This window comes from Aquitalea magnusonii (assembly GCF_002217795.2).
In the GTDB taxonomy this organism is placed as follows: Bacteria; Pseudomonadota; Gammaproteobacteria; order Burkholderiales; family Chromobacteriaceae; genus Aquitalea; species Aquitalea magnusonii_B.
Genome location: NZ_AP018823.1, coordinates 3,841,552 through 3,864,484 on the forward strand (window position 1 = coordinate 3,841,552; position 22,933 = coordinate 3,864,484).

At 56.0% G+C, this 22,933-nt stretch carries 23 protein-coding genes and 1 pseudogene; 7 read left to right on the forward strand and 17 right to left on the reverse strand.

Annotation, left to right across the window (positions count from 1 at the left end; translation table 11 throughout):
* Positions 1–2: 2 nt before the first annotated feature.
* The 14 genes and pseudogenes from DLM_RS18080 to polA all read right to left on the reverse strand — a co-directional run bounded on the left by DLM_RS18080 (position 3) and on the right by polA (position 12,790).
* Positions 3–1,514 (reverse strand): sugar ABC transporter ATP-binding protein, encoded by a 1,512-nt coding sequence (locus DLM_RS18080; RefSeq protein WP_089083634.1) that lies wholly within the window; start codon positions 1,512–1,514, stop codon positions 3–5.
* A gap of 40 nt (positions 1,515–1,554) precedes the next feature.
* Positions 1,555–2,535, reverse strand: coding sequence for a substrate-binding domain-containing protein (locus DLM_RS18085; RefSeq protein WP_089083635.1), 981 nt, complete (start codon positions 2,533–2,535; stop codon positions 1,555–1,557).
* Positions 2,536–2,843: 308 nt separating this feature from the next.
* Positions 2,844–3,266, reverse strand: a complete 423-nt coding sequence (locus DLM_RS18090) for a type IV pilin protein (RefSeq protein ID WP_167467158.1) — start codon at positions 3,264–3,266, stop codon at positions 2,844–2,846.
* Entirely contained in the window at positions 3,263–3,952 is a 690-nt protein-coding gene (locus DLM_RS18095) for a pilus assembly PilX family protein (protein WP_089083637.1), read from the reverse strand. The genes DLM_RS18090 and DLM_RS18095 overlap by 4 nt, the downstream gene beginning before the upstream one ends.
* Complete coding sequence (locus tag DLM_RS18100) at positions 3,946–4,725, reverse strand: hypothetical protein (RefSeq protein ID WP_089083638.1); 780 nt, start codon at positions 4,723–4,725, stop codon at positions 3,946–3,948. Before DLM_RS18100 ends, DLM_RS18095 begins: the two co-directional genes overlap by 7 nt.
* A 4-nt stretch (positions 4,726–4,729) precedes the next feature.
* On the reverse strand, positions 4,730–5,143 hold the full coding sequence (locus tag DLM_RS18105; RefSeq protein WP_145985886.1) for a type IV pilus modification PilV family protein: 414 nt from the start codon (positions 5,141–5,143) through the stop codon (positions 4,730–4,732).
* Positions 5,136–5,699: a GspH/FimT family pseudopilin gene (locus DLM_RS18110; RefSeq protein WP_089083640.1), complete on the reverse strand. Its 564-nt coding sequence runs from the start codon at positions 5,697–5,699 to the stop codon at positions 5,136–5,138. Before DLM_RS18110 ends, DLM_RS18105 begins: the two co-directional genes overlap by 8 nt.
* Before the next feature lie 238 nt (positions 5,700–5,937).
* A pseudogene (locus tag DLM_RS18115) lies at positions 5,938–6,111 on the reverse strand (DNA polymerase); the annotation flags it as partial.
* Positions 6,112–6,158: 47 nt separating this feature from the next.
* A complete protein-coding gene (locus DLM_RS18120; protein ID WP_089083642.1) occupies positions 6,159–7,322 on the reverse strand; it encodes an MFS transporter in 1,164 nt (387 codons plus the stop codon).
* A 449-nt stretch (positions 7,323–7,771) separates the two neighbouring features.
* Entirely contained in the window at positions 7,772–8,080 is a 309-nt protein-coding gene (locus tag DLM_RS18125) for a hypothetical protein (RefSeq protein ID WP_089083643.1), read from the reverse strand.
* On the reverse strand, positions 8,080–8,553 hold the full coding sequence (locus DLM_RS18130) for a hypothetical protein (protein ID WP_197715448.1): 474 nt from the start codon (positions 8,551–8,553) through the stop codon (positions 8,080–8,082). Before DLM_RS18130 ends, DLM_RS18125 begins: the two co-directional genes overlap by 1 nt.
* Before the next feature lie 85 nt (positions 8,554–8,638).
* A complete protein-coding gene (locus DLM_RS23170) occupies positions 8,639–9,259 on the reverse strand; it encodes a PAAR domain-containing protein (RefSeq protein ID WP_145985887.1) in 621 nt (206 codons plus the stop codon).
* A 2-nt stretch (positions 9,260–9,261) separates the two neighbouring features.
* Positions 9,262–9,708, reverse strand: a complete 447-nt coding sequence (locus tag DLM_RS18135) for a PAAR domain-containing protein (protein WP_089083644.1) — start codon at positions 9,706–9,708, stop codon at positions 9,262–9,264.
* 286 nt (positions 9,709–9,994) lie between these two features.
* Positions 9,995–12,790 carry a DNA polymerase I gene (gene polA / locus DLM_RS18140; protein WP_089083645.1) on the reverse strand — a complete coding sequence of 932 codons (2,796 nt, stop codon included), beginning with the start codon at positions 12,788–12,790 and terminating at the stop codon, positions 9,995–9,997.
* A 17-nt stretch (positions 12,791–12,807) separates the two neighbouring features.
* Between polA and DLM_RS18145 the strand changes: the two genes are divergently transcribed.
* The 3 genes from DLM_RS18145 to thrB are packed head-to-tail and all read left to right on the forward strand — an operon-like array spanning position 12,808 to position 14,829.
* Positions 12,808–13,536 carry a TIGR00730 family Rossman fold protein gene (locus tag DLM_RS18145; protein WP_089083683.1) on the forward strand — a complete coding sequence of 243 codons (729 nt, stop codon included), beginning with the start codon at positions 12,808–12,810 and terminating at the stop codon, positions 13,534–13,536.
* Positions 13,537–13,557: 21 nt separating this feature from the next.
* Complete coding sequence (locus DLM_RS18150) at positions 13,558–13,881, forward strand: DUF2782 domain-containing protein (RefSeq protein WP_089083646.1); 324 nt, start codon at positions 13,558–13,560, stop codon at positions 13,879–13,881.
* Between the two features lie 9 nt (positions 13,882–13,890).
* On the forward strand, positions 13,891–14,829 hold the full coding sequence (thrB, locus tag DLM_RS18155; protein WP_089083647.1) for a homoserine kinase: 939 nt from the start codon (positions 13,891–13,893) through the stop codon (positions 14,827–14,829).
* 131 nt (positions 14,830–14,960) lie between these two features.
* Here thrB and DLM_RS18160 read toward each other — a convergent pair whose 3' ends face one another.
* Complete coding sequence (locus DLM_RS18160; RefSeq protein ID WP_089083648.1) at positions 14,961–15,827, reverse strand: LysR family transcriptional regulator; 867 nt, start codon at positions 15,825–15,827, stop codon at positions 14,961–14,963.
* Positions 15,828–16,004: 177 nt separating this feature from the next.
* Here DLM_RS18160 and DLM_RS18165 point away from each other — a divergent pair, with 177 nt between their 5' ends.
* A complete protein-coding gene (locus tag DLM_RS18165) occupies positions 16,005–17,036 on the forward strand; it encodes a YeiH family protein (protein ID WP_089083649.1) in 1,032 nt (343 codons plus the stop codon).
* Positions 17,037–17,288: 252 nt separating this feature from the next.
* Here the strand turns inward: DLM_RS18165 and DLM_RS18170 are convergent, their stop codons facing one another.
* Positions 17,289–17,477, reverse strand: a complete 189-nt coding sequence (locus tag DLM_RS18170) for a YbdD/YjiX family protein (protein ID WP_089083650.1) — start codon at positions 17,475–17,477, stop codon at positions 17,289–17,291.
* The gene (locus DLM_RS18175) at positions 17,470–19,536 is read right to left on the reverse strand and encodes a carbon starvation CstA family protein (RefSeq protein WP_089083651.1); all 2,067 of its coding nucleotides are present in this window, start codon (positions 19,534–19,536) and stop codon (positions 17,470–17,472) included. The genes DLM_RS18170 and DLM_RS18175 overlap by 8 nt, the downstream gene beginning before the upstream one ends.
* A gap of 160 nt (positions 19,537–19,696) precedes the next feature.
* On the opposite strand from DLM_RS18175, the gene DLM_RS18180 reads away from it, so the two are divergent.
* From DLM_RS18180 to DLM_RS18190, 3 genes are all read left to right on the forward strand, one after another.
* Entirely contained in the window at positions 19,697–20,404 is a 708-nt protein-coding gene (locus DLM_RS18180; RefSeq protein ID WP_089083652.1) for a winged helix-turn-helix domain-containing protein, read from the forward strand.
* Positions 20,401–21,771: an ATP-binding protein gene (locus tag DLM_RS18185; RefSeq protein ID WP_231959896.1), complete on the forward strand. Its 1,371-nt coding sequence runs from the start codon at positions 20,401–20,403 to the stop codon at positions 21,769–21,771. Before DLM_RS18180 ends, DLM_RS18185 begins: the two co-directional genes overlap by 4 nt.
* Before the next feature lie 179 nt (positions 21,772–21,950).
* Positions 21,951–22,781, forward strand: a complete 831-nt coding sequence (locus tag DLM_RS18190) for an alpha/beta hydrolase (RefSeq protein WP_089083654.1) — start codon at positions 21,951–21,953, stop codon at positions 22,779–22,781.
* Positions 22,782–22,933: the final 152 nt, after the last annotated feature.

Below are 22,933 nucleotides of genomic sequence, written 5' to 3' on the forward strand. Positions count from 1 at the left end.
ATTCAACCCTTCCCTTCATGCGGTGAAGACAACATCTCCGCCAATAGCTGCTCTTCATTAATGGGGGCAGTAAATTCCCTACGAATCATTCCGCCTTGCAATAACAAAATACGATCACACATCAGGCTCAACTCCTCCACCTCACTGGAAACCGCAATAATACTTTTACCGCCCTTGGCCAGATTTCTAATTATCTGATAAATCTGATTTTTGGCTTCAACATCCACACCACGCGTCGGCTCATCCAAAAGCAATATCTGGCTATCCGCATAAATCCAACGACCGATCACAACCTTTTGTTGATTACCGCCAGATAAATTCTGAATACATTCATAACTATTCTTAGCTTTGACAGACATCGACTGCATGACGGAAGTCACGGCAGCCTTGATACGCTGCCATTGCAAGATCCCATAACAACTGACCAGACTAAAATTGGTCAAAATAATGTTTTCATCGATACCAAGCATGGGCACAATGCCTTCTTCTTTTCTATTCTCCGGCGTATAGCCAATTCCATTTCTCAGCATTTTTTTATACGTCGGTTGCGTATACTCCCTGCCATTCAGCTTGATCGTACCGGCATCAATCGGCCGCAAACCGACAATACTTTGCAGTAATTCACTACGACCAGCCCCAAGCAGGCCGGCAATACCGATCACCTCACCCTGATGCAGGGTAAAGTTGATATTCCGTAACAAAGCGCCCTGCTGTAAATTTTTCACCTCCAAAACAGGCTTACCACTCGATCCTGATGAAGCTGACAAGGCAAGCTGATTCTGATGACCCAACATATAAGCAACGATTTGCGCTGTAGAGGCATTGTTGATATCTACATCACGAATAATTCTGCCATCCCGCATGATGGTGGCCGAATGTGCTAGACGACGGATTTCCTCCATGCGGTGACTAACATAAATAACAGCAGTGCCAAGGGCAGCAATTTTCCTTACGGCATTGATAACCAGCTCCACCTCAGCGCTAGATAAAGAGCTAGTTGGTTCATCTAATATCACCAGCTTTGGCATACCCTTCATGATTCTGACAATCTCAACCAACTGTTTCTGCGCGACACTTAATGTCGAAACCAGCGCATTAGGATCAAGCATGATGCCTAATCCGGCCATGTCTTGTTTTGCCCTCTTCACCATGACAGCATGACTTACCAGCCCGTATTGTTTGGGCCACGTGCCAAGGTACAAATTTTCTGCAACAGTCAATTCATTGATCAGACTAAGTTCTTGATAGACAACACCGACACCCATCATGGCGGCATGGCGGGTTAATGTGGCGCTGCTTCCTTTTAGTTGTTTTCCTCCTAGGTATACTTGCCCACTATCCAGCGTTTCGCTGCCCGTCAGCATTTTGATGAGCGTTGATTTTCCTGCACCATTTTTCCCCAGCAAGGCACGAATCTCTCCTTTCTCAATATTAAAATTCACATTATCCAATGCCACAACGCCAGAGTAATGTTTACAACCATTGACTACACTGGCAACTGATGAATTTTTCATGAATTAGACTCGATTTCCTATGTGAGAAATTTGCTTTTCTTTATGGCAAACCATCTACATGTGTGCGTAACCATTGACTTGCATCATTTGCGTTACGGTAGCTATCAATAGGCATTGGAATTATTTTTTCACCGCTGCGCTTACCATTGATGACGGCAATGGTTTGCGTAAACACCGCGGCTCCCATTTTCTTTCCCGAAATATCAACAATTCCTTTTAGCACTTTATTTTCTTGCAATGCCTGCGCAATCTCCGTTGTCATATCTGCGCCAAACACTACAACTTTCCCAATCATTCTTTGATTACGAACTGCCTTGACCGCACCCAAGGTTGCGCCACCAGATTCGCCCATGAATGCATCAATGTCTTTATTGGCAATGATAATTCTCTCAGCCACCGAAATTGATTTATCTAATGACGTACCCTCTTGGTTTGCTACTACTTGCGCTTTCGGCAGCCTCTTCAACAAGACACTTTCAAAACCGCGCCGCCTTTGCTTGCACACCTCAAACGCCTCGCAGTTAATAATGGCAATCTTTGGCGTAGAAATTTTATTTGCCACAAAATAATCAGCCGCAATATTCCCAAGCTGCGCGCCAAAGGCAAAGGGATCGCCTACCAGATAAGACGCCACGTATTTATCAATATTCTTTTTACTCAGGCAGGTGTTATAACAAATAACAGGAATATTGGCTGCAGCAGCACGGCTTATATTCTTGGCACTACCGCCCTCAGAGACGGCAGACAGAATAACGGCATCCACTTTTCTGGCAATCAAGGTGTCAATAAACCCGCCTTCTTTTGCAATATCCCCTTGAACATTTGTCTCTATCAACTGAATGGTCACGCCTGACTGTTTTGCGGCATCCTGAATTCCTTTCTTGACGCCAGCATAATACCCTTGCGTATCAAGATATATTGCACCTACTGTCAATTTCCTTTCCGCCATGACTGGCATGCAAAAGAATATTGACACCAGCCATGCTGCCCATAAAAAATATATCTTATGTATTGAGAACATAATTCCTCCTAGGTCTATACTGTCTAAACTTCTACATACGTCAGAATCATTTGGCAAATGATATAATTTTGCTGTGCTGTTAAAAATTATTAAACGAAGATCATCCGGCAATATCGCAAATTGAAAGCAGGAAGAATAATGAGGAAAATTCTGGAAGAGAAATTGATTTGGCCTGCGGATTTATTGTAGATAACAAGCCATATACTCGCATGAAACAATGTATTGCCTGGCTTGTGCGCACCAAGCGCGCTAACTAAATAAGCTAGTTTCCCTGGCGCAAGGCCGCAGCAGGGGGGGTGTTGAGGGCGCTAATCCACCCGACAGCGCAATTTGCCGTCGGCATTGTTGGCGCACAGCTTGATATTGCCGTCCTGATCCAACACCAGCATTTCCGGGCCCAGCCAGAGGAAATCCGGCTTGGGGATGGCACGTAGCTGATAGCTGTCGGCACGGGCATTGCCGTCCTGCGCGCCGAAGGCCAACTGGTAATGGGTGGTTTCGCTGACGGGCAGTGAGGGCCAATGGCCAGAACCCTGGGTGTAACGCCCATGCTGGCTGCGCCATTGCGCCATGAAATGACTGGCCTGCAGCAAGGCCACGCGGGCTTCGGCCTGCCGCACTTTCACCACATGGCTGCGCATTGGCGGGATGACCAGTCCCAGCAGCAGCGATAATAGCGCCAACGCCATCAGCAACTCGATCAGGCTGAAACCCTGCGCGCGCCGGCTCATGGCAATAGCCGCCATGACAGCCGCTGCCACTGGCGGCCCTGACTGCCCTCTGGCCGCAGCAGGACATGGCTTTGCAGCGTGGCCACGCTGCCGGCCTGCCTTCCCCAGCCGCGCGCGCTCACCCGGAATAACAGCCCGCTGCCATCAGGGGTGGGATAACGCGGGTCAAGCAACTCGATCAGATAGTGCGGATCGGCCCAATACCATGGCCCAGGTGCCACGCCAGGGCAGTAGTTGCCACTGGATACCGGCTGTAATGGCACGCGCCGGGCTGCGCCACAGGGATGCAGCAGTGCAAGGCCGCTAGCATCACGCTGTTGCCACGGCACAGGATACGCCTGCCCAGCCAGGGCGGCAGACAGACACAGGCCCTGCTGCCAGGGCGGAGGATTGCGCGGCTGGCGGCAAGTCAGGGTAAAGGGAGAAGTCGGCCCGCGCAGTTCCACCGCTGGCATTGCACCCAGCCCTGCCAACTGCGGCAGGCTTGGCAAGGCGGCCTCCCCCTCTTGCAAGGCGGTTTCCGCCAAGCGGAAAGCCAGTTGTGCATCATCCAGATTGCTGCCTATGCGCTGCTCATTCCGCAATAAGCGACCAACACCGAGCACGACGACGGTAAGCAGCATCAGCCATAGCAGTGCGCTCAATAGCACCACGCCACGTGCAGCGGCATTCAGTTGGCTCAACATGCTGTCCCCATGCGGCTGGCCAGTTGCATCTCGTATGCCGGCAAGATGCCGTCCTGCATCACCAGCCTTACCGTCCACCACCAGCGCTGCTGCCCGAAGGCACAGTCAGTGGCTGGCCTCGCCTGCACCGTCAGGCTGGCAATGCCATCGCTCAGGCGCTGTGCTGCCTGATCGTCCAACTGCCACCACAGGCTGCCGGGCGCTTGCCAGTAATAGCGCAACTGCCGCAGGGGCTGCAGTTCCAGCGACAACAGGTGGTGGCGTTTCAGGCTTTGCCACACCGGGTGATGTGGCTGCAGGCGCAGCCATACCGTTTCGCCCTCGGTTTCCAGCCAGGCCTGCTCCCCCAGCACCAGCCGGTCGATATGGTGGCAACTGCTCAGCAGCAACATCTGTCCCGGCTCCCATGGCGGAGGCGCTTGCAGCAGGCGCAGAGCGGGCCGGCCCTGCTCTGCACCAACAGGTAGGACCGCCACACCCGCGTCGGCATAGCGCAGCGTCAGGCTGCCGTTCTCTGGCAGTGGCATGGCAGGCTCCTGCCCGGCAGGCCACTGGGCCGGACCGGCACAAGCAAAACTGCCTGCCATGCGCACATCCCGCCCCAGTTGCTGCAACACAAAGCGGGCTTCCTGCTGGGCATCCAGCCGCAGCAGCGCAAAGCGTTGGCTGTGCAAACTCTCTTGCAGCACTGGCAGCAGCAAGGCGCATATCAGCAGGCCCAGCGTCATGCTCAGTAGCAGTTCCAGCAAGGAAAATCCCCGCATCACGCTCATGGGACTAATCCACGGGCAACTGCCAGCTCGGCCCGGAGGCAAGGGTCAGATGCAACCACAATTGTGCAGGAGCAGCACAGTCAGCAGCCGTAGCGGGAAGCCCTCCGGGTTCACGGCATGTCAGGGCCAGCAAGGGGGATTGATCCGGCCACAAGGTTTGTACCGTATGCTGCAAGGCCTCCGTGCTGGCTGCCTCCAACGGCCCGGCCTTGCCATTGCGGACGGTTTCCAACTGTCGTGCCTCAGCCAGATTGCTGGCCGCCAGCAGCAGGCGGCTGGCAGCATCGCCATCGCGCACATATTGCAGGCTGTTGGCCACCATGGCGGACAGCGGTAACAAGGCACAGGACAGGATGAACAGGGTGAGCAACACCTCCAGCAAGCTGAAGCCATCAGACACACGACACGGCTCAGGCACAGCAGCCCTCCTGGCGGCACCATTGCACCCGTCCGCCAGGCTGCAGTTGCAGGCGGTGACACTGCCCCTGGCTGCTACGCAATTCGAAGCGCGGCAAGGGGCCGGCCTCCAGCCTGCCGCTTGCGGAGAAGGCAAAGGCATGCTGACTGGCACTAACCCGAATGGTACTGGCAGAAAACAGCGCATGGTGCAGCCGCTCGCCGCTGTCGTAGCGGCCATTGGCTTGTTGCGCGTCGTCGGCAAACACCAGCACGCCTTCGCTCCAGTCCGGCACGCTATCCTTGCCTGCCGGCTGGCAGCCCTGGATCTCCAGATTGACCTTGCTATTGAGGGCACACACCCACACAGGACGATTGCCGCGGATGGCCTCGCTACGCGCCAGCATCAGGCTGGCATGCAATAACTGGCTACGCGCCTGCAGTTGCAGGCTGGCCATCACGCTTTGCAGTGCAGGCAGTCCCTGGACCAGCAGAATCATGCTGACCACCATCACCACCAATATTTCAAACAGAGTAAAGCCAGCATGCGGGCAATCACGCGGGTCGGCTTGCGACATAGTGCCACCTCCGGGCAATGGTTGGAGCAATAGCAGTGACTGCGGGATGTCACCGTCCGCGCCAGCGCTGCGGCGTCAGAACATGCATGGTGGCCAGGATTGCTACGGCAGGCTGCCAGCGGGCTCTGATATTACACCGGAATAGTCTGGACTTAACCTTGGCTTTGCCATGACAAAGGCAAAGAAAAAGCCACCCGGATGGATGGCTTTGAGAATGAATGCGAGCGCAGTACGGTAATCAGTGAGCGGCTTCCCAGTTGCTACCGGCACCCACTTCCGCCAGCAGCGGCACCTTGAGTTGCGCCACACCGGCCATGATTTGCGGCAGCTGCTGTTTCACCAGTTCCAGCTCGGTATCCGGCACTTCCAGCACCAGTTCATCGTGTACCTGCATGATCAGCAGGCTGGACAGTTTTTGTGCATCCAGCGCATTTTTCAATATAAAAATCTCAAATATTATTATGCTGTTTCCTCATCGCAACAATCATCACAAATAGTACAAAAATCATATATATAATCACAAACTCCAAAAAAAATTCCTGAGTCATAAAAATCAAACAAAAACCCTGAAAAGAAAGGGCCTATTGCCGAGCTAGCGGTAAATACAACAGAAACCAATTTCATACGTTCGGCCATTGTTCCAAATTTTTCATTAGCAGCAGCATACACAGCTAAAGTTAAAAAGGCTGAATTAACACCACCAAGAAGCAATATTAATAAATATAGAAAATTATTATTAGCAAAATAAAAATAAATAAGAATTGCCGCTATCACACCAAACAAACCACTCAGAATCGCCGTCAAATGCAATCCTATTTTATCAGCAAGCCAACCAATTGGTAATTGCATTACAATCGCACCCAAGCCAAATAAAATTAGCATACTACTAATTGCATCTACACCGAGCCCTTTTGATATTGAAAACACCGAAAACAATGAATAAAATGTACCATCTCCAAAACCACCTATTATTGCGGAACACATACCAACCAGAAAAATAACTCCCCATTTATTAACTTCACTGTCAGCTTGACTCACTCTATAAAAATCACTTTCAAGTGAAACAGTATTGTTTATAATCAAAAGTGGCAACATAGCCGCCAAACATATCAACAAACCTGACATAAATATGACAATGCTAGTAGCGCCCAAATATGAACTTAGTGCAGGCCCTGCAACTCCTGAAATTGCAATTAATGTCTCATGAAACCCAACATACCTCCCGCTTGACTCCTTAGGAACCATTTGAAACAACCAAGTTTCATTTGCTATCCATCTAAAACCAACACCTGCACCTGAAAAAATAGCAGCAATATAATAAATAATTAAAAATGGTAACTGTAGCAGCAAGTAAGAAAATACTGACAGAATCAATCCAAAAAAAACAGAGCATCCAAATCCAATACGATTAATAACTCTTGGGGCAAATACAATTGCCACCAACATTGCAAACCATTGCAAACCAGAGAAAATACCAATTTCTTTTGCTGATACACCAATAGCAGCAAGCCAAATTGGCAAAACAACAAAACCAATTCCAAACTGAACGATCTGTGACAAGCAAGAGATTAAATTAAGCGAAGCAACTTGACGCCAATAGCCGACTTCTCTTGTTGTATTCATTACAAAAACTTTCTTTCTTCCAATGCAGGAACATATATAGAGCTCATATCAACGTCATCACCAAAGTTAAAATACCTCCCCCAAGCTTCAATAATTCTCCTAAGATAGATTATCGGCATCTCACTGACATGCTGCTCTTTTTCGTATTCAATAAACGCTGCCTCATCATGCGGAGATATATAGCGACTTTCATCATCAATTAAGCGTATTGGACACAGATATTTAGAATCTGTTTTTGCATGAAAGTGATTAATTGCGCTTACCGCCAATCGCTGATAAGAACAAATCCCTCAAGCCAGATTGTGGCGAACAAGACGTCGTTACAACCGTCCTTTCTACGCACCTTGCAACCTCCCATGTTGAGTTTTTCCATATAGCCTCTGATCGACGCTCAATACGCCAGCATTTCAACAATCTATTAATTAGATTAGTTTAGAGTTCTGAATTTTTTAGTTTTCACTTCCATCATCATACGTTGTTACTGAATCATAGCTATCAGCAATGACCTTAACTTTCTCATCATTCCTATATTTAACCAACAAATTCTTTCTTTGCATTTTTGCTTTCTTGCAATATTTATCGACTTGACGTTCTATTTCTTTCTTTTGACCCTCTGACAAATCAGAATCCCACTCTCCTGCAAAGTGCTCGCACATCTCCGCATTTTTTTTAAAATCTGCAATGTCACGCCTCAACCCACTGCCGAATGAGAATGACGGGAAAATTATAAAAATTACCAAAACCTGAATTAATTTCATTATCGCCCATCCGTTGACCAGTGCGGCTTATCTTTCGCACCTTTCCAAAATTTAATCACTCCATACGACTTACCCACCTTATGCAAATCAGAGTTCATCCCACTCGATGGACTACTTCTTATTTCAACTTCATCCCCATTCGCGTCAATTATCTTTAAAGTACCTCTCCATCCTATATTCATATCTATTGCTTTCCTTTCAGTATGTCTACTTCTAAGAGCGGGTGCGATTTTTAAAGCACCCATACCATAAGCACTGACCATTCCGGCCGCCGCCCGTTTAGATTTATTGTCATCGCCATGATCCCATTCTATATGGACGCCCATCATTGGAGGTACTTCATCCGCCTTTACTTTCTCATGACTAATCATCCAGCTCCAGTGCATTAAATATGCTCTCTCAGGAGGCCTATATGTTGCAGCTATACTCACATACCCTCCGGCATTTTTTATCGCACTAATAAAATTTGACACACTCAATCCAAATTCATCATCGAGGTCAGAGATAGAACTACTACCTGGAAATGAATTTACCCAATCGGGCCCACTCAACCGTCGCTCAGAAATCCTCACAACAGCAGGGGTCTGATCCGTTGTCGGAGTCAATGTGATTGTTGTTCTCGTCATAATAGGGCACCTCTAAAGTTGCTTTCATAGGTGTTAATGCACTTACTTTTATAGTCAAGCCGCTCTTATCGGTAACTCCAGTGTATTCCCGACCATCTTCCAAAGTTATTTTGTATGGTACATTTTCTTGTCTATGCCCAAACACATCACCAACAACTTTAAAAACGATATCGTATTTTCCCGCACTACTACTAGTTGTTGCATCAACCACGCGTGATACTTTATTCCACCCCACAATATATGCATCATCAATAATCACCTCCCAAGCCGTTGATGTATTCATTAGCTTTTGCGGCTTCGGGCACTGGCATATTAAATAATCACCATTTAAAGCCAGCTTATATCCATGAATATTATCCGGGGCATGACTAGGCCTAGGGCCGACACATCGAATAACGCCCATCGACTTGCACACATTACACCACCCCTTTAACCCATTGGCGGTAGGTTCTTTACCGTCAATATAGGCTTTATCATGGCCGATACCTTCCCGGACTTGTCCACCGCCGGTGATGGGGTCGCCTTGTAGGCACACATATCGGATCTGTGGCATTTTTAATCCGCCTTGAAATAATCAACCAGAAGCCCTTCTGGTATTTTTCCACCTTCCCGAATGACACATGACATCACGGCGTGCGGTGTGCTAATAACGACATCGCCATTGCTAAGTCGGCTGCCCAGGATGGCGACACTTGAATAAGAACCGTCTTTATTTTTCAAACTCATTGCGCGTCCGGCCCCTGAAATAATTTCCGCCTCGCGTCCATCGGTGTAAACGACTTTGTCGCCAACCGCTGCAATAAACCGCCCTGCGCAGAAAACGCCACGATCTTTTGCGACCACCGTTCCACCATCTCGGGATTTGGCTCCGTCGGTGATATAAAAAAACTGCGCGATAATCGGCTTTTTTTGCTCTTCGGCATACGCCTGCATTTGTTTTTCAATTTCGGCACGTGCGTTTTCCGACATTTGACTGAGTTCTTCTTGCATGAAGTTGTACATACTGAGTCCTTATTTATTTAAAAATTTCTCGGTCTTCTTGCTTTGTTGCCTTGGCAAGAGCGCCTTATTTCTTCACACACTACCTGTGACGCTAGGACGCTTATATGCCATGGCGGTAGCATCAGCACATGGTCGCGAGGATTGCCACGGCAGGCTGCCAGCGGGCTCTGGTATTACATTTGAATAGTCTGGCCATGCCCCTGGCTTTGCCATGACAAAGGCAAAGAAAAAGCCACCGGCATGGGTGGCTTTGGCTGAAGGATTGAAGAGGATGAAGTGCTGAAGCTTAGTGGGCGGCTTCCCAACTGCTACCGGCACCCACTTCCGCCAGCAGCGGCACCTTGAGTTGCGCCACGCCTGCCATGATTTGCGGCAGCTGCTGTTTCACCAGTTCCAGCTCGCTATCCGGCACTTCCAGCACCAGTTCATCGTGTACCTGCATGATCAGCAGGCTGGACAGCTTTTGTGCGTCCAGCCAGTGCTGCACGGCAATCATCGCCAGCTTGATCAGGTCGGCGGCGGTGCCTTGCATCGGTGCATTGATGGCGGCACGTTCGGCCCCGGCGCGGCGGGCCGGGTTGGCCAGCTTGATTTCCGGCAGATACAGGCGGCGGCCGAATACGGTTTCCACATAGCCTTGCTCGCGCGCGGTTTCGCGGGTGCGCTGCATGTAGTCGGCCACGCCGGGGTAGCGCATGAAGTAGCGGTCGATGTATTGCTGGGCGGCGCTGCGTTCGATGTCGAGCTGGGCAGCCAGGCCAAAGGCGCTCATGCCGTAGATCAGGCCGAAGTTGATGGCCTTGGCGGCGCGGCGCTGATCGCTCGTCACCTGTTCCAGCGTCACGCCGAACACCTCGGCAGCGGTGGCCTTGTGAATGTCCTCGCCACTGGCAAAGGCGGCCAGCATGCCTGCGTCGTCGGACAGATGCGCCATGATGCGCAGTTCGATCTGCGAATAGTCGGCACTGACAATGCTGTGGCCCGGCTTGGCGATGAAGGCCTCGCGCACGCGGCGGCCTTCGGCGGTGCGTACCGGGATGTTTTGCAGGTTCGGGTCGGAACTGGCCAAGCGCCCGGTAATGGCTACTGCCTGTGAGTAATTGGTATGCACCCGGCCGGTGTCCGGGTTGATCAGCGTGGGCAGCTTGTCGGTATAGGTGGACTTGAGCTTGGTCAGGCTGCGGTATTGCAGGATGCATTTGGGCAGCGGGTAATCCAGCGCCAGCGCTTCCAGTACCGACTCGTCGGTAGAGAAACCACCAGACGGCGTTTTCTTGATGCCCTTGGTGGGAATGCCCAGCTTGCCGAACAGGATTTCCTGCAACTGTTTGGGCGAATTCAGATTGAACGGCTGACCGGCCAGTTCATAGGCCTGGCTTTCCAGTTGCAGCATCTGCGTGCCCAACTGATGGCTCTGCGCCGCCAGTTGTTCGCGGTCGATCAGCACGCCGTTGCGCTCCATGCGGAACAGCACTTCGGCCACCGGCAGTTCGATGTCGCGGTAGATTTCGCCCAGGCGGCCGGTCAGCTGCGGGGCAAAGTGCTGGTTCAGCCGCAGCGTGATGTCGGCATCTTCCGCCGCGTAATTGGCGGCAATCTCGATATCCACCTCGCCAAAGCCGATCTGCTTCGCTCCCTTGCCGCAGATGTCTTCATAGCTGACCGTGGTTTCACCCAGGTGGCGTGCGGCCAGGTCGTCCATATTGTGGCGCTGGTGGCTTTCCAGCACATAGGAGGCCAGCATGGTGTCATCCACCACACCGGCCAGGCTAATGCCGTGGTTGGCAAACACATGGCGGTCGTATTTCAGGTTCTGACCGCATTTGGGCTTGCTGGCGTCTTCCAGCCAGGGCTTGAGCCGGGCCAGGACCTCATCCAGCGCCAGTTGCTGCGGCGCACCGGCATAGTGGTGACCCAGCGGCAGGTAGGCGGCTTCGCCGGCTTGCAGGGCAAAGCTGATGCCCACCAGCCGGGCCTGCATCTGGTCCAGGCTGGTGGTTTCAGTGTCCAGCGACACCAGCGCACCGCTATTTAGCTTGTCCAGCCAGCCTTGCAGTGCGGCCTCATCCAGAATGGTGTGGTAATGGCGGCTGATGGCGCTCACTGACGGGGCGACTGGTGCTGGAGCGGATACTGCATCGGCCATGGCGAACATATCATCAGTCTGGCCAAGGCTGGCGGCAGGCGCATCAACCGGGGCCGGGCTGCTGACCGGCGCATCTTCGCCTTCGGTCACTTCGCGGTAGAAGGTGCGGAAGCCGTGGTCCTTGAACAGCTCGGCTAGGCGCGGACGGTCTTTCACGCCGTGCTGCAGGCTGTTGAGGCCGTAGGGCATGTCCTGCTGCAAATCGACATCACACTTGATGGTGATCAGCTGATGACCGCGCGGCAGCCAGTCCAGCGCGGCGCGCAGGTTTTCGCCCACCTTGCCACCCACCTTGTCGGCATTGGCGATGATATTGTCCAGCGTGCCGTATTCTTCCAGCCACTTGACGGCGGTTTTGGGGCCGCACTTGTCCACGCCGGGGACGTTGTCCACCTTGTCGCCTATCAGGGTGAGGTAGTCGATGATGCGTTCCGGCGGCACGCCGAACTTCTCTTTCACCCCGGCCTGGTCCAGGTTTTCATTGGTCATGGTGTTCACCAGCGACACCATGGGCGTCACCAGTTGGGCCATGTCCTTGTCGCCGGTGGAGATGATCACCTTGAAGCCGGCCGCCTCGCCCATGCGTGCCAGCGTGCCGATGACATCGTCCGCTTCCACCCCGTCCACCATCAGCATCGGCCAGCCCGAAGCTTGCACCACCTCGTGTACCGGCTTAATCTGTGCGGCTAGCTCTTCCGGCATGGAAGGCCGGTTGGCCTTGTATTCCGGGTACAACTCATCGCGGAAAGTCTTGCCTTTGGCGTCGAAAACGCAGGCGCTATAATCGAACTGCACCTCTTTCTCCAGCCGGCGCAGCATGTTGACCATGCCGTATACCGCCCCGGTGGGCCGGCCATCCGGAGAACGCAAATCGGGCATCGCGTGGAAGGCGCGATACAGGTAGGAAGAGCCGTCGATCAATAACAATGTTTTCATAGAAAAAGGGGCGAATGATGAGCTTGTCCGATAAATTGCCGCAGACCAGTGATCGGTACGACATGATGCAGCGCTTCCGCTCGCGCGAGGCGTGGCACGTGATGAAGATCATGTCGGAGTTTGTCGACTCAGCCGAAGAACTGCAAGGTATCACGCCGGCAGTCAGCATCTTCGGCAGCGCCCGCACTCCGCGCGACCATCGCTATTATAAGCTTACCGAGGAAGTAGCCCGGCTTCTTTCTGATTCCGGCTTTTCGGTGATTTCCGGTGGCGGCCCCGGCATCATGGAAGCCGCCAACAAGGGCGCTTTTTATGGCAAAAGCCCGTCGGTGGCACTCAATATCGTGCTGCCGCACGAACAGAAGCCCAACGAATACCAGGATCTGTCGATCAAGTTCAACCACTTTTTCAGCCGCAAGGTGATGTTTGTCAAGCATGCCATCGCCTATGTGGTGATGCCGGGCGGCTTTGGCACGCTGGACGAGATGTTCGAGGCACTGACGCTGATCCAGACCGGCAAGTCCCGTCCCATCCCCATCATCCTGTGTTGCAGCGAGTTCTGGAGCGGTCTGATCGACTGGGTGAAAAATCATCTGGTAAAAGAAGGTATGATCAACCCTGACGACGTCAACCTGATCCAGCTGATCGACGAACCCGGCCAGATCGTGGAAACCATCTTCAAGCACTACGAGACCCGCGGCTTCGAGGCCTTGCCGGAAGAACGCGAAAAACTGCTCAATCTATAACTTCACCAAGGACCCATCCTCATGCGCCGCTTCCTTGCCCTGCTCGCCTTGCTGCCGCTGTCGGCAGCCTGGGCCGCCACACCGCCCGCCCCGGCCACGGTACCGCCTCCGCCCACCATTTCGCAGGATGCTGCCGCCACGGCAGAGCCGGAAGTGCGCATCATCCAGCGCGGTGATGAAAAGATCGAGGAATACCGCCTCAACGGTCAGCTCTATATGGTCAAGGTCACCCCGAATGTGGGCTTTCCTTATTACCTGATGGATGAAGAGGGCAATGGCAGCATGAAGCAGGTAGACCCCAATCGCCGCATCATCATCCCGCAATGGGTTCTCAAGCGCTTCTGAGGAACAGGCATGTCGGTTTACACCACCGTCAGCGATGACATGATGCAAAGCTGGCTGAGCCGCTATGCGCTCGGCCAGCTGGTCGAACTCAAGGGCATCGCCGCTGGCGTCACCAATACCAATTACTTTGTCACCACCACGCATGGCCGTTACGTTCTTACCATCTTCGAAACCCTGAAGCTGGAAGAACTGCCCTACTACCTGACGCTGATGAGCCATCTGGCGCGTCACGGCGTGGCCTGCCCGGCACCGGTGGCCGACAATACCGACCAGTTTGCCTCGCTCTTGGCCGGTAAGCCGGCCTGTCTGGTGAGCTGCCTGTCCGGCACCGATATCAGCCAGCCCAGCCCCATCCAGTGCCATGCAGTGGGCGAAATGCTGGCACAGATGCATGTGGCCAGTGCCACCTTCCCGCGCAAGATGCGCAATCCGCGCGGCCCGCGCTGGTGGAGCGAAACCGCCAGTGCCATGTATGGCTTCATGGATGAAGCTGATGCGGCCAGCCTGCGTCAGGAAATCCAGTTCCAGGACCAGCATCGCTTTGACCACCTGCCCAGCGGTGTGATTCACGCTGATCTGTTCAAGGACAATGTGCTGATGGACGGCGACAAGATTGCCGGCTTCATCGACTTTTACTACGCCTGCAACGACATCCTGTTGTACGACGTGGCCATTGCCTTCAATGACTGGACCCGGCTGGAAGATGGCAGCATCTGTCCGCAACGGGCCAGCGCCTTTCTGGCCGGCTACCAGTCGGTACGGGTGCTGACGGCGGAAGAGCAAAAGGCCTGGCCGGTGATGCTGCGCGCGGCAGCACTGCGCTTCTGGACTTCGCGCCTGCTGGACCTGTACCAGCCGATGGCAGGCGAACTGACCTACACCAAGGACCCCAAGGTGTTCCAGCGTCTGGTGGAAGCCCATCGCCAGCGCAGCGATTTCTGGCTGTAAGCCGGCTGATTGCGACATCCTGACAGGCTGCTGCATGCAGCCTGTTTTGCATTCCGGCCTGGCGTGGCTAAGCAGAGCGTCAGGTCTCTGCGGCCAGAAGGTGCCACGCAGCAGCAGCGGTTTAGCCGCTCTTAGCCCTGATCGAACAACAGCATGCCGCGCGTCTGCCCCTTGTCCTTGTGGGTGATGCGATACAGGGTGCGGTGCAAGGCAGGCAGCGGTGCCAGCACCGCCACAATCTGCCCGCTGTCCAGCAACTCCTGCACCACATGCAAGGACAGGCAGCTCACTCCCAGCCCGGCGGCGACTGCACGCTTGATGGCTTCCGAGTGCCCCATTTCCATCACCTCGCCAAAGCTGCCCAGATGCGGCAGCAGCAGGCGCTCCACCTCCTCCCGCGTGCCGGAACCGCTTTCGCGCAACACCCATTGGGCCTGCGCCAGACGGGACAGGCTGACAGCCCCCTGTGCCAGCGGATGGCTGGCGGCGGCAAACACCAGCAGGGTATCGTCACGCCAAGGCTCCACCAGCAAATCCGGGTGATGACACGGCCCTTCGATAAAGCCCATGTCCACCTTGAAACCGGCCACCGCATCGACAATATCCGCCGTATTGGCCACCATCAGCTCTACCTGAGCCTGTGGCTGTGCCTGGCGGAAGCGGGCAATCTGCTCCGGCAGCAGGTAGTTACCGATGGTGGTACTGGCCCCCAGTCGCAGATGCAGCCTGGTGTGGTCCAGGAACAGGTTCTGCATGTCCTGTGCCGCATCCAGCATGGCGCGGGCGCGGGGCAGCAGCAGCCGGCCATGCTCGTTCAGTACCAGCCGCCGTCCCACCCGGTCGAACAAGGGAGCAGCCAACCCAGCCTCCAGTGCCGCCAGTGCCTGGCTGGCGGCTGACTGGGTCAGCGCCACCTGCTGGGCCGCAGCCGTGACCGTGCCCTGCTCAGTCACGGCCACAAACACTTCCAGTTCACGCAAGCTCAAACGCAATGCCATCTGCTGCTCCTGTTGTAAGCCGCCACCGGGCAGGACGAGCCGCCGGATTGCATGCCGCCCAATATATTATTTTTTCTAATTATTTCTAGATATTTTATCCGTTTTTCAACTTTAATGCGGCGGCGTATCGTGCAGGCATCGGGGCCAAGCGCCCTCACTTCTTGCAGGTAGCTCATCATGAACACACTACGTCAGCACACCCCCGGCCTGCTGCTGGTGCTGGTCCTGGCTTTGGGTTCACTCCATGCCGCCACCCTGCCCTGGTTCAGCCAATTGGGCCTGTCGGCTCTGACCATTGCCATTGTCGGCGGCATGCTGCTGGGCAATACGCTGTATCCGCGGCTGGCCACACATGGCCACCAGGGCGTCAGCTTTGCCAAGGGGCAGATCCTGCGGCTGGGCATCATCCTGTTCGGTTTCAAGCTGACGTTTCAGGACATTGCCGCGGTGGGCATCAGCGGCATCCTGATCGATGCCTGTGTGCTGACCTCCACCTTTGCGCTGGCGTATTGGCTGGGGCGGCGCAAGCTGGGGCTGGACGAGCAAAGCGTCATCCTGATTGGCGCGGGCAGCTCGATTTGCGGTGCGGCAGCCATTCTGGCCACCGAGCCGGTGGTAAAGGCCCATGCCGAAAAAGTGGCGGTGGCGGTGGCCACCGTGGTGGTGTTTGGCACGCTGGCGATGTTTCTTTACCCGCTGCTGTTTGCGCTGACGCAGGCTTTGGGCGTGTCCGAATTTGCCTACGGCGTGTTTACCGGCTCCACCGTACACGAGGTAGCCCAGGCCGTGGCGGCCGGGCGGGCGGTGAGCGAGCTGGCGGCCAATAGCGCGGTGATTACCAAGATGATCCGCGTGATGATGCTGGCACCGTTTCTGCTGTTGCTGTCGACCTGGCTGGGCCGCCGCCAGCAGGCCGGCAGCGGTGAGACCCGCCGCATCAACATTCCGTGGTTTGCCTTGGGGTTTCTCGCCATGGCCGGTTTCAACTCGCTGCACTGGCTGCCGCAAGCCTGGGTGAGCAGGCTGATTGCACTGGATAATCTGCTGCTGGCCATGGCGATGGGCGCACTGGGCCTCACCACCCACTTTTCCGCCATCCGCCGCGCCGGAACCAAGCCGATGCTGCTGGCCAGCGCGCTGTTTGGCTGGCTGCTGGTCGGTGGCACGCTGATCAACAGCGGCATCAGCTATCTGCTACACCAGCTCTGAAACACTACGTGTAATAAAAAACCGCCCGGAATCGGGCGGTTTTTCAGGCTGCTGACAACGTTATTTGCTGCGATTGTACTGGCCCCGGCAAAGCCGGGCCTTCCGGCTAAATCATCGATTTCGCAGCCTTCCCATCTATTCCCTATCCCCTCGCCCTTTCCCTGAAAGAGAGCCTCGCTTTCCTGGCAGGCAGCGAGAGGGAGAATCGAAAAACCGCCCGGACCGGGCGGTTTTTCTATGGCAGACGGGAAATCAGCAGGGGCACTTTTTCATCGACTTGCCACCGTAACGCTCGGACTGGCAATGGGCAAAAAAGGCCTCGCGACTCATCACCGGCGCGTTGGGGCTGAAACGGCGGCGACTGGCGACATATTTGTCGTAATCCTTCACCCCCACCATCAGCCGCGCTGCTTCGGTCAGTTGCCGCAACCACTCAGACATTGCTTTCTCCCTGACGATAAGCCGCCGGCACTTCCTTGGTGGTGACCCACTTCACGGCCAGCGCCTTGCGGATGACATTGACGGAGAACACCAGCATGGCCACCACCACGGCAATGAACATGGCGGTCAGCGTGGCATCCACATAATCATTGAAGATGATCTGGTGCATCTGTGCCAGGTTTTTCGCCGGTGCCAGCGACTCACCCTTGGCCGCAGCCGCCGAGAATTTGTCGGCATGGGCGAGGAAGCTGATCTTGGGGCTGGCATGGAACAGCTTCTGCCAGCCGGCCACCAGGGTAACGATCAGCAGCCACAGGGTAGGCAGGGCAGTCACCCACACATAGCGCAGTTTCTGCATCTTGATCAGCACCACGGTGGCCAGGATCAGCGCAATGCCGGCCAGCATCTGGTTGGCAATGCCAAACAGCGGCCACAAGGTGTTGATGCCGCCCAGCGGATCCACCACGCCCTGATACAGGAAGTAACCCCAGCCGGCCACGGCCAGACCGGTGGCCACCAGGTTGGCCCCCCAGGATTCGGTATTGGCCATCGGCTTGATGAAGATGCCCAGCAGGTCCTGGATCATGAAACGCAGCACGCGGGTACCGGCGTCGATGGTGGTGAGGATGAACAGCGCTTCAAACAGGATGGCAAAGTGGTACCAGAAGGCCATCATGGTCTTGCCGCCGATCACGCCGGACAGGATGTGCGCCATGCCCACCGCCAGCGTCGGTGCGCCACCGGCACGCGACAGGATGGTGGACTCGCCCACGTCCTTGGCCATTTGCGTCAGCACATCCGGCGTGATGACAAAGCCCCAGCCGGAAATCACCTGCGCTGCCTCCACCGCGGTCTTGCCGATGACGGCGGCCGGGCTGTTCATGGCGAAGTACACGCCCGGATCCAGCACGCAGGCGGCAATCAGCGCCATGATGGCGACAAAGCTTTCCATCAGCATGGCACCGTAGCCGATGGCGCGGGCGTGGGTTTCGTTCTCGATCAGCTTGGGCGTGGTGCCGGAAGCCACCAGCGCATGGAAGCCGGACACGGCACCGCAGGCAATGGTGATGAACAGGAAGGGGAACAGATTGCCGGCGAATACCGGGCCGCTGCCGTCAATGAACTTGGTCAGCGCCGGCATGTGCAGGTTGGGTGCCACCACCAGGATGCCGATGGCCAGACCGACAATGGTGCCGATCTTGAGGAAGGTGGACAGATAGTCACGCGGGGCCAGCAGCAGCCATACCGGCAGTACCGAGGCAATGAAGCCGTAACCGATCAGGATCCACGCCAGCGTGGTGCCCTGGAAGGTGAACAGCGGTGCCAGCGTCGGGCTGTGTGCCACATCGCCACCGTAGACAATGGCCAGCATCAGCAGGATGAAGCCGATGACTGAAATCTCGCCAATCTTGCCCGGACGGATGAAGCGGGTATACACCCCCATGAACAGGGCAATCGGAATGGTGCAGGCAATGGTGAAGGTGCCCCACGGGCTGCCGGCCAGGGCCTTGACCACCACCAGCGCCAGTACCGCCAGCAGGATGATCATGATCATCAGGATGCCGATGGAGGCAATCACACCGGGAATGGGGCCCAGCTCCAGGCGGATGATTTCGCCCAGCGACTTGCCATCGCGGCGCATGGACAGGAACAGTACCAGGAAGTCCTGTACCGCGCCGGCCAGCATCACGCCGATGAGAATCCACAATGTCCCCGGCAGATAACCCATCTGCGCGGCCAGCACCGGGCCGACCAGCGGACCGGCACCGGCAATGGCGGCAAAGTGGTGGCCGAACACCACCCATTTGTTGGTCGGCACGTAGTCCAGCCCGTCATTATGCTTTTCGGCGGGAGTCAGTCGTTTGGGGTCCAGCTCCAGCACCTTATTGGCGATGAAGCGGCTATAGAAGCGGTAGGCAATGGAGTACACCGACACCGCGGCGACTACCAGCCAGATGGCATTGACCGGCTCTCCTCGATTCAATGCCACCACGGCAAAGGCGATGGCGCCCGCCAGGGCGACGGCAATCCAGATTGCCCATTCCTTTAAGCGTTGCATGTGATTTTCTCTGTCCTTGAATTAATCATGGGCCGGCATCGAGGCCGGCTTGAGTGCGTTGGGAAAACGCGCGTTTCATTCTGTTCGCATGGATTCGGAAATACAAGCCATCTGCCCGTATGGTGATACTATTTCTCCCATTGTTTCTGGCAGATACCGCATGGCACCGCATATTCTCATCATCGAAGATGACATCCACCTCTCCCAGCTGATTGCCGCCTACCTCACCAAGCATGGCTATCAGGTCAGCCAGCATGGTCGTGGCGATACCGCCGCCGATGTCATTCTGGATACCCGACCCGACCTGGTCATTCTCGACGTGATGCTGCCCGGCAAGGAAGGCTTCGATGTCTGCCGCGAAGTGCGGCTGCGCTACCACGGCCGCATCCTGATCATGACGGCGCGCGATGAAGACGTGGACGAAATCCTTGGCCTGGAGCTGGGTGCAGACGACTATCTGGCCAAGCCGGTGGAGCCGCGCCGCCTGCTGGCGCGGGTCCGTGCGCTGCTGCGCCGTGGCGCAGCAGATGAGGGCAGCAACGAGGCGGGAGACAGCGACGAACTGGTCTTCGGCCAGTTCAGCATCAGCCAGGGCACCCGCGCCGCCTATCTGTCCGGCGAGGAAATGGAACTCACCACCGCCGAATTCGACCTGCTGTGGCTGCTGGCCAGCCATGCCGGACAGGTGTTGTCGCGCGACGACATCATGAACGAATTGCGTGGCATCGGCTTTGACGGGCTGGACCGTTCCATCGACGCCCGCATCTCGCGGCTGCGCAAAAAGCTGGGCGACAGCCCGGATTCACCCACCCGCATCAAAACCGTGCGCGGCAAGGGTTATCTGTTCTCGCGTAGCGACTGGGAATGATGAAGCGGCCCCTGTTGCGAGCGGACAAGAAACCGCGCCCTGGCAAAGCATCCAAAGCCTCGCTGGCCACCCTGTTTGCCCGCTATTTCATCATTGCCATGGCGGCGGAACTGGCCATCATCATCGGTTTCGCCTTCATGCTGGGCAAGCTGTACCAGAACAGCGACAGCGAAAACGCCCGGCGCATGCTGGACGGCCCGGCCTCGCTGCTGGTGCAGGAACTGCAACGCTTACCGGTGGCGGCGCGCGAGCAAGCACTGCCGCAGCTCACCCGCCACTTCAGCTATCCGGTCAAACTGATTACCACCCTGCCGCCCGACCTGGACCCGGAAAGCCGGCAGAACTTTGCCAGCGGCAAAACCTATCTGGATTTTGACAACAACCTGCTGTACATCCCGCTGCCGGACGACAAGCGCATGCTGCTGCTCGGCCCGCTGGACGCCACCCCCAACAGCAATGACAGTGGCTGGATTACCGAAGACATCGAGGTGCTGCTGCTGTGGATCGTGTTTACCGGCAGCACGCTGGGCCTGCTGATGTACTTCTATCTGCGGCCGATGTGGCGCGACCTGGTCTCGGTGCGCGATGCCGCCGAGCTGTTTGCCAATGGTGACTTTCACGTGCGCACCCCACAGGCCCACAGCCGGCTGTTTGCCCCGCTGTCCACCGCGCTCAACAGCATGGCCGCCCGGCTGGAACGCTTGCTGGAAATGCATCAGGCCATGAGCCATGCGGTGGCGCATGAAATCCGCACCCCGATTGCCCGGCTGCGTTTTGGCCTGACCATGCTGGAAGAAGAAGACAACGAAGATGAGCGCCGCCGCTACAGCGACGGCATGGAACGCGATATGCAGGAGCTGGAAGAACTGATTACCGCCAGCATGGAATACGCCAAGCTCAACCGGGGCGAGGCCATCTTGCAGCGCGAACAGGTGGATCTGTATGAATGGTTTGACGACCTGATAGACCTGGTCCAGCCGCTCAAGCCGGCGGGCATCAGCCTCACCATGGATTGCGCACGCGGCGAAGCCGCCTTTGACCGCAAGCTGATATACGTCGCCAGCCGCAACCTGCTGCTGAACGCCTTCAAGTATGCGCAGCATCAGGTTCACCTGATTGTGGAACGCCAGGGCAATATGCTGGAAATCCAGGTGGATGATGACGGCCATGGCATTCCGGAGGCCGACCGGGAACGCATTTTCGAACCCTTCCGCCGACTGGACCGCAGCCGTGACCGCGCCACCGGCGGCTATGGCCTTGGTTTGTCCTATGTCCGCCTGATTGCCGAACATCACGGCGGCAGCGCCTTTGCCGGTGCCAGCCCACTGGGCGGCGCCCGGCTGACGCTGCGCATTGCCCTCAGTTGACATGCGCCGCCAGCCAAAGACCGGCGGCGGCCTTGCACCTTGCCAGCGGGGGCTGCCCGCAAGCTCGTCCGCCATGCCAAGGTCACAGCCTGTCACAATCCTGTGACAGGAAACTGACAGACTGGCTGCCTTATCTTGCCCATACTGCAGGCTGTTCATTCTCCTGCCCGGAATCTTCCATGCCCTCACCCCGACCTGCTGCCCTGCTGATTCACGGGCTTGGTGGAACTGTCTACGATCTTGGCTCGCTGGGCCGCACGCTGGAAGATGTCGGCATCGTCACCCATGCACCGCTGCTGCCGGGCCATGGCACCGAACCGGCCGATCTGCTGGCTATCCGCTGGACCGACTGGATAGACAGCATGCGTGCCGAATACCGCGCACTGAAACAACGCCATGGCGTGGTGCATCTGGCTGGCGTTTGCCTGGGCGCACTGGTGGCACTGGAAGTGGCGCGGCTGGAAAACCACCAGGACAAGCTGGCACTGTACGCCCCGCCGCTGTTTCTGGATGGCTGGAGCCTGCCGCGGCTGACCTGGCTGCGCCCACTGGGCTACCTGCTGCCGGGCATGGCACGCCGCATGCGCATTCCGGAAGCCGAACCCTTCGGCATCAAGAACCCGCGCATCCGCAAGCTGATCCAGCAACGCTTTGAGCGCGGCGAGCGCTTTCACTATCCTTATGTCCCGCTGGCCTGTATCCGCGAAGTGGACAAGCTGCGCCGCCAGCTCATGCCGCGCCTGGGGCAAATTACCTGCCCGACGCTGATTGTGCATGCCGACGAAGACGACATCACCAGCCCGCGTTCGGCCCGCCATCTGCAGGCCCATCTGGGCGGCAAAGTGGACTTCATGCCGCTGTCGGACAGCTATCACATGATTCTGGTGGATAACGAACGCATGGCGGTACTGGCACGCAGCGTGGACTTTTTTCAGGCCCGTCCGGCAACACGCAAGCACGGCAGCAGTGCCGCCGCCAGCCAATGGCCGGTGGCTGCCGTTACCGCCTGAAGCCGATCTTCCCCTGCACACAGGGCCGCCACGTCACCACGTGGCGGCCCTGTTGCCTTGCCGGCGCGGGAAGTTCCATGGCTTCATCATTCGCAACATAATCCGGCGCTTTGTCATCCTCTGTCATCAAGCCGGCACAGCGCCGCTACACA

Bases quoted from the DNA above. Each gene is read 5' to 3' on its own strand.
- DLM_RS18190 (WP_089083654.1), top strand. From the start codon at position 21,951: ATGCCCTCACCCCGACCTGCTGCCCTGCTGATTCACGGGCTTGGTGGA.
- DLM_RS18100 (WP_089083638.1), bottom strand. From the start codon at position 4,725: ATGAGCGTGATGCGGGGATTTTCCTTGCTGGAACTGCTACTGAGCATG.
- DLM_RS18090 (WP_167467158.1), bottom strand. From the start codon at position 3,266: ATGAGCCGGCGCGCGCAGGGTTTCAGCCTGATCGAGTTGCTGATGGCG.
- thrB (WP_089083647.1), top strand. From the start codon at position 13,891: ATGTCGGTTTACACCACCGTCAGCGATGACATGATGCAAAGCTGGCTG.
- polA (WP_089083645.1), bottom strand. From the start codon at position 12,790: ATGAAAACATTGTTATTGATCGACGGCTCTTCCTACCTGTATCGCGCC.
- DLM_RS18145 (WP_089083683.1), top strand. From the start codon at position 12,808: ATGAGCTTGTCCGATAAATTGCCGCAGACCAGTGATCGGTACGACATG.
- DLM_RS18085 (WP_089083635.1), bottom strand. From the start codon at position 2,535: ATGTTCTCAATACATAAGATATATTTTTTATGGGCAGCATGGCTGGTG.
- DLM_RS18160 (WP_089083648.1), bottom strand. From the start codon at position 15,827: ATGGCATTGCGTTTGAGCTTGCGTGAACTGGAAGTGTTTGTGGCCGTG.
- DLM_RS18185 (WP_231959896.1), top strand. From the start codon at position 20,401: ATGATGAAGCGGCCCCTGTTGCGAGCGGACAAGAAACCGCGCCCTGGC.
- DLM_RS18120 (WP_089083642.1), bottom strand. From the start codon at position 7,322: ATGAATACAACAAGAGAAGTCGGCTATTGGCGTCAAGTTGCTTCGCTT.
- DLM_RS18080 (WP_089083634.1), bottom strand. From the start codon at position 1,514: ATGAAAAATTCATCAGTTGCCAGTGTAGTCAATGGTTGTAAACATTAC.
- DLM_RS18125 (WP_089083643.1), bottom strand. From the start codon at position 8,080: ATGAAATTAATTCAGGTTTTGGTAATTTTTATAATTTTCCCGTCATTC.
- DLM_RS18175 (WP_089083651.1), bottom strand. From the start codon at position 19,536: ATGCAACGCTTAAAGGAATGGGCAATCTGGATTGCCGTCGCCCTGGCG.
- DLM_RS23170 (WP_145985887.1), bottom strand. From the start codon at position 9,259: ATGCCACAGATCCGATATGTGTGCCTACAAGGCGACCCCATCACCGGC.
- DLM_RS18095 (WP_089083637.1), bottom strand. From the start codon at position 3,952: ATGTTGAGCCAACTGAATGCCGCTGCACGTGGCGTGGTGCTATTGAGC.
- DLM_RS18110 (WP_089083640.1), bottom strand. From the start codon at position 5,699: ATGTCGCAAGCCGACCCGCGTGATTGCCCGCATGCTGGCTTTACTCTG.
- DLM_RS18170 (WP_089083650.1), bottom strand. From the start codon at position 17,477: ATGTCTGAGTGGTTGCGGCAACTGACCGAAGCAGCGCGGCTGATGGTG.
- DLM_RS18165 (WP_089083649.1), top strand. From the start codon at position 16,005: ATGAACACACTACGTCAGCACACCCCCGGCCTGCTGCTGGTGCTGGTC.
- DLM_RS18180 (WP_089083652.1), top strand. From the start codon at position 19,697: ATGGCACCGCATATTCTCATCATCGAAGATGACATCCACCTCTCCCAG.
- DLM_RS18135 (WP_089083644.1), bottom strand. From the start codon at position 9,708: ATGTACAACTTCATGCAAGAAGAACTCAGTCAAATGTCGGAAAACGCA.
- DLM_RS18150 (WP_089083646.1), top strand. From the start codon at position 13,558: ATGCGCCGCTTCCTTGCCCTGCTCGCCTTGCTGCCGCTGTCGGCAGCC.